The 12,429-nt window shown below is 33.8% G+C and carries 11 protein-coding genes; 6 read left to right on the plus strand and 5 right to left on the minus strand.

The window, feature by feature from the left end; translation table 11 throughout:
* Positions 1–2 precede the first annotated feature (2 nt).
* Positions 3–1,124: a GNAT family N-acetyltransferase gene (locus ACTU6T_RS15140; RefSeq protein ID WP_460219037.1), complete on the plus strand. Its 1,122-nt coding sequence runs from the start codon at positions 3–5 to the stop codon at positions 1,122–1,124.
* 48 nt (positions 1,125–1,172) lie between these two features.
* On the opposite strand, the gene ACTU6T_RS15145 is transcribed toward ACTU6T_RS15140, so the two are convergent.
* The 3 genes from ACTU6T_RS15145 to ACTU6T_RS15155 all read right to left on the minus strand — a co-directional run bounded on the left by ACTU6T_RS15145 (position 1,173) and on the right by ACTU6T_RS15155 (position 5,760).
* Complete coding sequence (locus ACTU6T_RS15145) at positions 1,173–2,432, minus strand: aminotransferase class I/II-fold pyridoxal phosphate-dependent enzyme (RefSeq protein ID WP_460219038.1); 1,260 nt, start codon at positions 2,430–2,432, stop codon at positions 1,173–1,175.
* Positions 2,433–2,588: 156 nt separating this feature from the next.
* Positions 2,589–3,626 carry a PLP-dependent cysteine synthase family protein gene (locus ACTU6T_RS15150; protein WP_460219039.1) on the minus strand — a complete coding sequence of 346 codons (1,038 nt, stop codon included), beginning with the start codon at positions 3,624–3,626 and terminating at the stop codon, positions 2,589–2,591.
* A 73-nt stretch (positions 3,627–3,699) separates the two neighbouring features.
* Positions 3,700–5,760, minus strand: coding sequence for a S9 family peptidase (locus ACTU6T_RS15155; protein ID WP_460219040.1), 2,061 nt, complete (start codon positions 5,758–5,760; stop codon positions 3,700–3,702).
* A gap of 63 nt (positions 5,761–5,823) precedes the next feature.
* Between ACTU6T_RS15155 and ACTU6T_RS15160 the strand changes: the two genes are divergently transcribed.
* The gene (locus ACTU6T_RS15160) at positions 5,824–6,147 is read left to right on the plus strand and encodes a YbaB/EbfC family nucleoid-associated protein (protein ID WP_460219041.1); all 324 of its coding nucleotides are present in this window, start codon (positions 5,824–5,826) and stop codon (positions 6,145–6,147) included.
* A 6-nt stretch (positions 6,148–6,153) separates the two neighbouring features.
* On the opposite strand, the gene ACTU6T_RS15165 is transcribed toward ACTU6T_RS15160, so the two are convergent.
* Together ACTU6T_RS15165 and ACTU6T_RS15170 are read right to left on the minus strand one after the other, a co-directional pair.
* Entirely contained in the window at positions 6,154–7,173 is a 1,020-nt protein-coding gene (locus ACTU6T_RS15165) for a threonine aldolase family protein (protein ID WP_460219042.1), read from the minus strand.
* Between the two features lie 3 nt (positions 7,174–7,176).
* The gene (locus ACTU6T_RS15170) at positions 7,177–9,585 is read right to left on the minus strand and encodes a zinc-dependent metalloprotease (protein ID WP_460219043.1); all 2,409 of its coding nucleotides are present in this window, start codon (positions 9,583–9,585) and stop codon (positions 7,177–7,179) included.
* A gap of 124 nt (positions 9,586–9,709) precedes the next feature.
* Here ACTU6T_RS15170 and ACTU6T_RS15175 point away from each other — a divergent pair, with 124 nt between their 5' ends.
* From ACTU6T_RS15175 to ACTU6T_RS15190, 4 genes are all read left to right on the plus strand, one after another.
* Positions 9,710–10,363 carry a GNAT family N-acetyltransferase gene (locus ACTU6T_RS15175; RefSeq protein WP_460219044.1) on the plus strand — a complete coding sequence of 218 codons (654 nt, stop codon included), beginning with the start codon at positions 9,710–9,712 and terminating at the stop codon, positions 10,361–10,363.
* A gap of 94 nt (positions 10,364–10,457) precedes the next feature.
* Positions 10,458–11,568 (plus strand): peptide chain release factor 2 gene (prfB, locus tag ACTU6T_RS15180; RefSeq protein ID WP_460219045.1). Its coding sequence is split into 2 segments (ribosomal slippage): positions 10,458–10,520 and positions 10,522–11,568, totalling 1,110 coding nucleotides; the frame shifts between segments, so codons are not numbered across the junction.
* 12 nt (positions 11,569–11,580) lie between these two features.
* A complete protein-coding gene (arsC, locus tag ACTU6T_RS15185) occupies positions 11,581–11,922 on the plus strand; it encodes an arsenate reductase (glutaredoxin) (RefSeq protein WP_460219046.1) in 342 nt (113 codons plus the stop codon).
* A 10-nt stretch (positions 11,923–11,932) separates the two neighbouring features.
* Positions 11,933–12,358, plus strand: a complete 426-nt coding sequence (locus tag ACTU6T_RS15190) for a hypothetical protein (protein WP_460219047.1) — start codon at positions 11,933–11,935, stop codon at positions 12,356–12,358.
* Positions 12,359–12,429: the final 71 nt, after the last annotated feature.

The following is a 12,429-nucleotide window of genomic DNA, read 5'->3' on the forward strand; positions in this document are numbered from 1 at the left end:
ATATGATTGATGTTAAAGAACTCCATTCTAAAAAAGAATTAAAACGATTTGTAAAGTTTCCTTTTAAGCTAAACAAAAGCTCAAAATCTTGGGTTCCTCCTATTGTCAGCGAAGAACTAAAAACATTTGACAAAAATATCAACCCTGTTTTTAAGGATGCAGAAGCTAGATTTTTCCTTGCATACAAAAATAATGAAATTGTTGGTCGCATAGCTGCCATCATTAATTGGCTTGAAGTTAAAGGACAAAATGAGAAAAAAATGCGCTTTGGTTGGTTTGATGTAATTGATGACATTAATGTTACCAAAGCCTTACTTTATAAAGTACATGAAATTGGCAAGCAACATAATTTAACTTATGTTGAAGGACCTGTAGGTTTTTCTAACTTAGACAAAGTTGGAATCCTTACCGAAGGATTTGATGAAATAGGTAGTATGATTACTTGGCACAATTTACCGTATTATGCCTCTCATTTTGAACAATTAGGTTATGACATTGGTAAGCGTTACTCTGAAAATGTGATGGAGTTCAAAAATATTTTACCAGAATTTTTCTCCCGAGTACAAACCCTCATAAAAAAACGTTATGGTCTTCGTGCTTTAAACTTTTCGAGTAACAATGATATTATGCCTTATACAGATGAAATGTTTGAAGTATTTTCAAAATCACATTCTGTATTATCTTCTTTTGTTGAAATAAATGATGAACAGCGCGAATACTTTAAGAAAAAATTTATTGGCTTTTTAAACCCAGAATATGTAAAGTTTGTTTTAGATAAAGACGATAAGCTTGTCGGGTTTGGGATAGTAACACCTTCGTATGCTAAAGCCCTTCAAAAAATGAAAGGAAAGCTTTTTCCTTTTGGTTTTAGACACTTGCTACATGCTAAGAAACACGCTAAAACAGTTACTTTTTACTTAATTGGTGTTTCACCAGAATATCAGAACAAAGGGGTTACTGCCATATTATTTCATGAATTTCATAAAACCTTTTCAGAAAAAGGCATTGAACTCTGTATAAGAGGTCCTGAATTAGATGATAATGAGGCTATACAAAAATTATGGAAAAACTTTAAACCTGTTACTAATAAGAGACGCTGTACGTTTAAAAAAGCTATTGTATAAAAAATCCGATTCTTACGAATCGGATTTAATTTCATTTTAATAATTTCTTTATTCACCCATTGCAGCCATAACAGCAGCAGATAAGCGTTTATAGGTTCCGTTTTGTAAACGATCTCTAATAGCATCAAATGCATCAAGGGTTTCTTCTACATCTTTTAATGTATGAGTTGCTGTAGGAATCATTCTTAACAAAATTAAACCTTTTGGTATAACTGGGTATACAACAATAGAGCAGAAAATCCCGTAGTTTTCTCTTAAATCACGAACTAAAGCCATCGCTTCAGGAATGCTCCCTTTTAAATAAACAGGGGTTACACAACTTTGTGTAGTTCCAATATCAAAACCACGTTCTTTTAGTCCAGATTGTAAAGCATCAACGATAGTCCAAAGGTTTTGCTTTAATTCTGGCATAGTTCTCAACATCTCTAAACGCTTCAAAGCTCCAACTACGAGTTGCATTTGAAGAGATTTAGCAAACATTTGTGAACGTAAATTATACTTAAGATAATCTATAATTTCTTGATCAGCAGCAATAAATGCTCCTGTACTTGCCAAAGACTTAGCAAAGGTTGCAAAATACACATCTATACCATCTTGTACTCCTTGTTCTTCTCCTGCACCAGCTCCTGTTTTTCCTAAAGTTCCGAAACCATGAGCATCATCAACAAATAATCTGAAATTAAATTTTTTCTTAAGTGCTACAATCTCTTTTAAACGACCTTGCTCACCACGCATTCCAAAAACACCTTCAGAAATCACTAATATACCTCCTCCAGTTTGTTCAGCCATTTTGGTAGCACGTTCTAAGTTCTTTTCTAAACTTTCAACATCGTTATGCTTATAGGTAAATCGTTTACCCATGTGCAAACGAACACCATCAATAATACAAGCATGAGCATCAACATCATAAACAATAATATCATCTTTAGACACCAATGCATCTACAGTAGATACCATTCCTTGATATCCAAAGTTTAATAAGTAAGCAGCATCTTTGCTCACAAATTCTGCTAATTCGTTTTGTAATTGTTCGTGAAGTTCGGTATGACCAGACATCATTCGTGCTCCCATTGGATAAGCAGATCCATATTGAGCAGCAGCCTCAGCATCTACTTTTCGTACTTCAGGATGATTAGCTAAACCCAAATAATCGTTAATACTCCAAGTAATCACTTCTTTTCCTTGAAATTTCATTCTATTAGAAATCTCTCCTTCTAGCTTCGGAAACACAAAGTATCCTTCAGCCTGAGAAGCCCATTTTCCTAATGGTCCTTTATCTTTATAAATCTTCTCAAATAAATCCTTCATTAAAGCGCGTTTTTAGTCTTATTAGTTGGGACAAAATTAGTTAATATTATTATGATGGCATAATATTTTTATGAACCAATGTTTATATCCGTTTTAAACATAAAAAACCTACCACGAATAAACGTGATAGGAGTTTTTAAATTTTGTTATATAATATTACTTTATATATTGAATTTCTTCAGCAACTTCTCGCTGACTATCAAAGAATCCTTGATCTGCCATCCATTTATCACTATAAACTTTACTCATATAGCGCGATCCATGATCTGGAAAAATCACAACAACTTTATCACCCATTTTAAATTCTCCGTCTTCATTTAGTTGCTTTAGAGCTTGCATAGCAGCACCACTTGTATATCCAACAAACAAACCTTCAGTTCTAGATATTTCACGAGCAGTATGAGCACTTTCTTCATCTGTAACTTTTACAAATTTGTCAATTAAATCGAAATCTGTAGCTGTTGGAATTAAATTCTTACCTAAACCTTCAATACGGTAAGGATATATTTCTTTATCGTCAAACTCACGTGTTTCATGATATTTCTTTAATACAGAACCATAAGCGTCAACACCTATAACTTTTACATCAGGATTTTGCTCTTTCAAGTATTTAGAAATACCAGAAATCGTTCCTCCAGTTCCACTACAAGCAACTAGGTGAGTAATTTGACCTTCGGTTTGTTCCCAAATTTCTGGACCAGTACTGTGATAATGTGCATCTAAATTGAGCTCATTAAAATACTGGTTAATATAAATAGAACCTTTGATTTCACTATGCAAACGTTTAGCAACTTGATAGTAAGAACGAGAATCGTCAGCACTAACATTAGCAGGACACACATATACTTGTGCTCCCATTGACTTTAACATGTCGATTTTATCTGCAGAGGATTTTGAACTCACAGCTAAAATACATTCATAGCCTTTAATGATACTTACCATAGCAATACTAAAACCTGTATTCCCAGATGTTGTTTCAATAATCGTATCTCCGGGAGTTAAGATGCCTCTTCTTTCGGCTTCTTCTATAATATGAAGTGCAATTCTATCCTTTGACGAATGACCTGGATTAAATGCTTCGACTTTAGCAAAAAAGTCTCCGTCAAAATCTTGAGCCATTTTGTTTAATCTGATAAGAGGGGTTTTACCTATTAGTTGTAAAACATTATCAAATACTTGTATGTCTTTTTTCATAAATGCTATTTATCAGTTTCCTATTGTTCAATCTGAAACATAAAACCTTGCAAAATTAACATTTTTTTTCTAATTAGCTAGTAATTCCCTCTAAGTCTAGCAAAAAGGTAAATTCTTGAGCATCCTCCTTAAGTGCCTCAAATCGTCCAGAAGCACCACCATGACCCGCTTCCATGTTAGTGACCAAGTATAATTTGTTAGTATCTTGTTTATAAACTCTTAGCTTAGAAACCCATTTTGCTGGCTCCCAATACTGAACTTGAGAGTCATGTAAACCTGTAGTAATCAGCAAGTTTGGATAATCCTGCTTTTTTACATTATCATAAGGCGAATAACTCTTGATGTAGTCATAATATAACTTATCATTTGGGTTACCCCACTCATCATATTCTCCAGTAGTTAAAGGAATAGAATCATCTAGCATTGTTGTTACTACATCAACAAAAGGTACTGCAGCAATGACACCATTATATAATTGAGGTGCTTCGTTCAAAATAACGCCCATAAGTAAACCGCCAGCACTCCCTCCCATTGCATATAAATGTTTTTCAGATGTATACTTATTAGCAATCAAATGCTTTGAGCAATCAATAAAATCTGTAAATGTATTTTTCTTTTTTAGAAGTTTTCCATTCTCGTACCAATCACGACCTAAATATTCACTTCCTCTTACATGTGCTATCACATAAATAAAACCTCTATCTAATAGACTCAATCGTATCGTTGAAAAATAAGGATCCACTGTAGAGCCATAACTCCCATAAGCATATTGGAGTAAAGGTGCATTGCCATCTAGTAACGTGTCTTTTCGTCTCACTAATGACATCGGAATTTTTGTTCCGTCCTGAGCTGTTGCCCAAATACGTTCTGACGTATAATTATGCTTATCAAACTTTGAATCTAAAACCTCTTGCTCTTTTTTAATTACTTTAGTCTTAGTGTTCATGTTAAAATCAATCACTGATGATGGTGTAGTTAATGAATTATAACTATATCTTAATACTTCAGTATCAAAGTCTACATTAGTACCTGTATTTGCTGTGTATGTTTCATTATCAAATGGTAAGTAATAATCTTCCGTATTGTCCCATCGCTTAATCCTAATCAAGTTTAATCCATTTGAACGTTCACTAATTACCAAATAATTCTTAAAAATATCAATATCTTCAAGCAACACATCATCACGATGTGCAATAACCTCAACCCAATTATCAATATTGGTTTGATGTTCAGGAGTTTTCATCAATTTGAAGTTGGTAGCACTCTGATAATTTGTTAGTATATAAAATGCATCTTCAAAATGAGATATACTGTATTCTAGACCTCTTATACGAGGTTGAAATATTTTAAATGCAGCATCTGGCATGTCTGCATCAAGAATATGAAACTCATTGGTAAGTGTACTATAACAGGCAATAATAATATATTTACGAGATTTTGATTTGAAAACAGCAGCGCCAAAGGTATCATCTTCTTCAGTATAAATTAGAACATCCTCTTCTTCTACATCTCCTATTTTATGTTTATAAATTTGATTTGACCTTAAGGTTTGTTCATCTTTTTTGGTATAAAACAAAGTTGAATTATCATTAGCCCAAGTTGATGAACCTGTAGTATTTTTAATAGCGTCTATAAATATTTCACCACTAATCAAACTCTTTACCTGTAATGTGTACTGTCGTCTTCCAATAGTATCCATACCAAAAGCAATCATAGTATTATCTGGGCTCACACTCAATCCAACCAATCTGAAATACCCATGTCCTTGAGCCATTTTATTACAATCAAATAATAACTCTTCCTCTGCTTCTAAATTGTCTTTTTTACGAGTATAAATAGGATAATCTTTGCCTTTTTCATAACGAACGATATACCAATACCCATTATACTTGTATGGTACAGACGAATCATCTTCCTTAATTCGCGATTTCATTTCTTGAAAAAGATCGACTTCAAAAGCCTTGGTGTGAGCCGTTTCTTGCTCATAAAAGTCATTTTCAGCATGTAAATAATTTAAGACATTTTGATCATCTCTTTGATTTAACCAGAAATAATTATCAATTCTTACATCATTGTGGATTTTTAATTCCTCAGGAATCTGTTTCGCCAGAGGCGCTTCAAGGGTCGTCTTCATTTTTCTTTTTAAAAGTCAGGCAATTTAGTAATTTTGTAACTTATAATATTAATACTTAACAATATGTTTGGAGATATGATGGGAATGATGGGTAAACTTAAAGAAACCCAGAAAAAAGTTGAAGCTACTAAAGAACGTTTGCATGGTGTCTTAATTGATGAAACAAGCAATGATGATAAACTAAAAGTAACAATTACGGCTAACCGAACCATAAAATCAATTGCTATTGATGATGAATTACTTCAGGATAAAGACATGCTCGAAGATTATCTTATTCTAACTATTAACAAGGCTATTGCTCGTGCTACAACAGTTCATGAAACTGAAGTCGCAGCTGTTGCTAAAGAGGGAATGCCGAACATTCCAGGTATGGATATGTTTAAATAGAATCATCTAAAAATCATTCAAAATTTCTAGCAAACGATTGTGCATAGCATCTGTATAATCCAAGTGTGTTACCATTCGAAGTTTATTACTCCCCATTCCAATAATATAAATATTGTGATCTGAAAGCTGTTTTAAGAATTCATTCTCGTCTACATGAGATTCTAATTCGAATATGACGATATTAGTTTCTATGGGTTCTACTGTTTTAATAATAGATAAACGTTCTAATACAGCTCCTATTTCCTTGGCTTTAACATGATCTTCCGTGAGTCTATTTAGATGATGATCTAAAGCATACAATCCAGCCGCAGCCAAATACCCTACTTGTCTCATTCCTCCACCAAGGATTTTACGGACGCGAATTGCACCTTCCATAATATCACTATTTCCTATCAACACAGAACCTATAGGACAACCCAATCCTTTACTTAGGCATACTGAGATGGTATCAAATAATTGCCCATAATCGCTAGCTGTATTATCGGTGTTAACTAAAGCGTTCCATAAGCGAGCTCCATCTAAATGATATCCCAAATTATGAGCATCACAAACAGATTTTACCCGTCTCAACTCCTCAAAACTCCAACAAGCTCCTCCTCCTTTATTGGTTGTATTTTCAACTGCAACAAGGGTTGTTAACGGACTATGATAAAAATCGGGTGGATTAATTGATGCTATAACTTGTTGTGCTGTAAACATGCCTCGGTGACCGTCGATAAGTTTACAAGAAATACCACTATTAAATGATGCACCTCCACCTTCATAATTAAATATATGGGCATATTTATCACAAATAACTTGTTCACCAGGATTGGTGTGCAATTTTAAAGCGGTTTGATTGGCCATACTTCCTGTTGGAAAAAACAAAGCTTGCTCTTTTCCAAACATATCTGCTAGGCGTTGTTCTAGAGCATTTACAGAAGGATCTTCTTTATATACATCATCTCCTACTTTGGCAGCCATCATAGTATCCAACATACCTTGTGTTGGTTTAGTAACGGTATCACTTCTTAAATCTATAATCATAATTTAATGTTGATTGTATTCACAAAAACCACTGCCAATTGGCGATCCATCAGGGATTTTAGGTGCCGATTCTATTTTAAATTTCTCAGGATGCTCTCTAAATTCTTGAATCATCAATCCATACTGTGATGCGTAAGGAGATGGATTCTTTTTATCTGATAAATAAGTTCTAAATATTGAACTTATAGCTGTATTAGCTTTAGCCTTAACTTGAAACACTGATTGGTCACTAACCGCTAGATTCATAAGGCGAATTAAAACACGTTCATTTATTCTTTGCTGAATTTCATCTAAGTAATCATCATTATAGTGCTTTCCAAAAGAGGCGTCTAAAACTTGAGTCAATACATCATCCAAGCCTATTTGATTGTTATCTAAACTTTTCTGTTGAATCAATCGATTAGCACGTTGTGAATTCAAAAGTAATCCTAAGGTCATATCACTTGCTGTGGCCGCTGCGCTCATTGGATCAAACGCAACTCCTGTTTTACTAGAAAAGGATTCTCTACCTCTCCAATATCCAAAAGCTCTTGGTGGAAATAATTCTAATTTATCCTTCGGAATGGCTAAGTTTTCAGCTGAAATCGTTTTTAAAATTTGATCCAAGGCTTCTTTTTGAATATTAGTAGCTACGGGATTTACAATATCAGTACCTCCTCCTTTTACAGCATAATTATAATCTAGTCCGCCAACTACCTTAGTCGCTGCTTCAGTTTGAAAACGATGAAAAAAGTATAACGGTACAAATACATCTTCCAAAACTGAATAAGGTTCACCGTTACGAATATTTTCTTTAGAAAAATTTGAAATTGCCTGCTTTCTAACCCTTAATACATTATCCAATTCTTCTGAAGCGCTTTTACCATTATCCCATAAATGTGCTAATGCATGTGCGCCTCCTTGCGGCCTAGCATCAGAATCAGTTATAAATCTGTGCCCACTAAATGTAGCTGCCTTTAATATAAAATTCAAAGCGTCCTTTTCGCTTTTATCTTTTTCAAATTCCGAATAGCTATACGCTACAGTAACTTTATCCCAATCACCTATTCCAACAGCATAAGCATCACTAAAATCGATTTTGCCATTGGTCATTTTAATTGTTGGGTGTGGATAATCCATAACTGAGGCTCTACCATTTGTACTAGCAGCAAAATTGTGTGCAAAACCAATTGTATGACCAACTTCATGAGCACTTAATTGTCTAATTCTAGCTAGTGCCATCTCCAGCATTGGTTGATAATTATCATCACGCTCAGCAAACGGTTTATTCATTAAGGCCTGAGCAATCATAAAGTCTTGACGGATTCTTAAGCTTCCTAAACTAACATGTCCTTTTATAATTTCACCGGTTCTAGGGTCAACTACGCTTCCTCCGTAGCTCCATCCTCGTGTTGAACGGTGTACCCATTGAATTACATTATACCTACAATCCATAGGATCAGCATCAGCAGGTAACATCTTAACTTGAAACGCATCTTTAAAACCAATAGCTTCATATGCTTCGTTCCACCATCGTGCACCATCTAATAAAGCAGAACGTACGGGCTCAGGTGTACCTGGGTCTAGGTAATATATAATAGGTTCCTTAGCTTCACTTACAGGAAGTTCTGGGTTTTTCTTTTCTAAACGATGACGTATAATATAACGCTTTCGTATGGATTCTTGAATAGGTGTTGCATAATCTAAGTACGACATAGAAATTGCTCCACTCCGTACATCAAACTCACGCATTTTATAGTCATCATCAGGTAATTCTACAAAGCTATGATGCTGAATTACAGTCACCAAAGACGAGGTTGGCGTTACACTTTGAACATGTCTACCCTTAGCTTGCCCTTTAAAAGTTAACAATGCTTCGAATTCTACATTTTTTGGAAATGCTTTAGTTCTTTCTAAAGCTAAAGCACTTTTGCTCACATCTAGCTTATAAGAGCCTTCAGATTTTAACCGTTCAGCAACACCATGGGCATCCAACATTAAAAATGGTGTGAGATCAATAACAAACATATCATTATTTTGCTCTACAATTTTAAATCCATAAAGTACCGATTTCGCAAAAGCTTGTTCAATACTTTTCTTTTCTAAAGCATTATCTGTAATTGCTCTATACTCCAAATTAGGTTGCACTAGTAACAATTTGTTACCTGCTTTTTCAAACTTTACCAATCGTTCTTGTCCTAATTGTCCTCTATCTAAACCAATATCATTAGATCCTACTCCTGTAGCAAGAGAGTTAACATATAGAAATTCTTTTCCAATATTTTTAACCTCTAGATATATTTTATCTGTAGATTCTTCATAATGAAAATCAAATAAGCCATTATAGGTTTTTAATTCTTTACTGCTTAAAACCTGTGAAAATGAAATTGTTACAAAAAAACATGCAACACATAGAAATATAAAATGTCTCATAATAGTGGATTATTTGATAAAACTACATAAATTTAGACGAAATGTAATTGTGACATATGGAAATAAAATGTGTCAAAGTACAAAGAAACTTATGGTTGCAGATGTGAGTTTGTTTCTGTATTAATTGCTGTTTATACTGAAAGCCCTATTACATAGAATTAAAATAGCATTTATCCTCATTGGAAATGGTAACCTCAAACCCTTACTTGAAGGTTTATATACACGTGTATATTCCACAGTAAATTTTGTTGGATTAGAAGTAACTCAAAATAATCTAAAAAATTCAGATTCCAAATTGGATATTATTATTAGGCCTTTCGAATCTTCAGACATTAACAGTTTAAAAGAAGAATTGCGTCATCGACGTCTTGTTTCAGAAAATATTCCTGATTGTTATATCGCTATTACAAAAAATAATGAAGCAGTATACAGGCAATGGCTATTTAAATCTTCCGAAAACGAGCAAGTAAGAGATTATTTTGGACCTATTTTCCCTGAGTTAAAAAGTAATGAAGCCATTATTGAAGGTGTTTTTACTCATCCAGATTATAGAGGATTAAGAATCATGCCTAATGCAATTTATAAAACATTAACTCAAGATCATTACAAGCACATAACTAGAGCTATAGCTTTTGTTGAAGAGAAAAATAGTGCTAGTTTAAAAGGGTTTTACCGAATTGGATTCGAGCCTTATATTGTGAGACGTGAAAAATGGTTTCTTTTTAAAAGAAATGTATCATTTATTCCTTTGCCTTCTGAAATAGAACAAACCATTTAAAGACTTTGTCTTACGAACAAGCTCGAACATAATACCTTTTTAGTTTTGTCTAACGAAATTATATCTTAATTTCGCAGAAAATTAACATTCATCTATGATTACATCAGATCACATTAAAGATCTTAATACTCGCCTTGACAAACTAAGGCACTATCTTTGACATTGATGCCAAACTAATAGAAATTTCTAACGAAGAAGAACAAACTTTTGATCCTAATTTCTGGAACGATTCGAAACAAGCTGAATTGGTTATGAAGTCGCTTCGAGAGAAAAAAAGTTGGGTCCAAGATTTCAATTCATCCAAAACCTTTGTTGATGACCTTGAAGTCATCTATGAATTTTTTAAAGAAGATGAAGCTTCTGCAGAAGATGTTAAAAATAGATACGATACCGCAACGGCTCTTATTGAAAAATTAGAATTTAAGAATATGCTTTCTGAAGAAGGAGATTCTCTTAGCGCTGTGTTACAAATTACGGCAGGTGCTGGTGGAACCGAATCTTGTGATTGGGCTAGTATGCTCATGCGTATGTATTTAATGTATGCAGAGAAAAGTGGCTTTAAAGTCAAAGAACTAAACTTTCAGGAAGGTGACATAGCTGGTATAAAAACAGTGACTTTAGAAATTGAAGGCGACTATGCTTTTGGTTGGTTAAAAGGCGAAAATGGAGTTCACCGTTTAGTTCGTATCTCTCCATTTGACAGCAACGCTAAACGTCATACTAGTTTTGCCTCAGTTTATGTGTATCCTTTAGTTGATGATACTATAGAAATTGATATCAATCCTGCAGATATAGAAATTACAACGGCGCGTTCTAGTGGCGCAGGAGGTCAAAACGTAAATAAAGTAGAAACCAAAGTTCAATTAACCCATAAACCAACTGGGATTCAAATTTCTTGTTCTGAAACACGATCGCAACACGACAACAGAGCACGTGCTATGCAAATGCTTAAATCTCAGCTCTATGAGATTGAATTGCAAAAACAAATGGCGCAACGCGATGATATTGAAGCTGAAAAAATGAAAATTGAATGGGGAAGTCAAATTCGAAACTATGTGATGCACCCATACAAATTAGTTAAAGATGTGAGGTCAAGTCATGAAACTGGAAATGTTGATGCTGTAATGAATGGTGACATTGAACCTTTCTTAAAATCTTACTTAATGATGATGGGGCAAAAAGAAGAAAACCCTAACGAATTATAATAATAGAAACCCATGATTAATATATATCACAACCCAAGATGCTCTAAATCTCGCGAAGGATTAGCTCTTTTAGAAAATTCTGGCAAAGATTTTGAAGTTATTAAGTATCTGGATGAGCCAATTTCCGAAGAACAATTGAAATCTATTGTGAATACGCTAGGTGTTAAACCCTTAGAATTGGTTCGAACTAATGAAGCTATCTGGAAATCAGAATATAAAGAAAAAACTTTAACTGATTCTCAAATCATCAAAGCAATGACTGTTCATCCAAAATTAATTGAGCGTCCAATCGTTATTAATGGAAAAAAAGCTATAATTGGCAGGCCTCCAATTAAAATATTAGATATTATATAATTTATTAAAAATGAAATTAATTTACATCACACTGGTATTTGTCTTTCTCTTCATGAGTAATTCTTTTGCACAACAAAACGGAGCCACTGCAAGTGAACAAAAACAGATAGAACGCTACGAGGAAGAATCGAAACGTCGAAAATTAGAGTATTTAAACAATTTTATGGCGACGCTACAAGTTGATGATTTCCAAAAAGAAATTATTTTTCAAACCATGGACACCTATTTTGATGAATTAATTAAAATTAACAGACTTGGTTTAAAATCGTATGAGCGTGAAACTCATATTGAACAACTGGACAAAAGTCATTTTAAGGATGTAAAAGCTATAGTTTCTGAAGATGTAATGTCGAAAATCATGGATGCTGTAAAAGGCAAATGGGATAAGAAAGCAGAGAAAAAAAAGAAAAAACGCAAACGCAAAAACAAAAATTAGCGCACTTCCCCTTGTTGGTTTAACATAAGATTAACCTGCTTCTTATGCAAGTAAAGTTATTTTTGTGCATC

This window comes from Psychroserpens citreus (assembly GCF_055686305.1).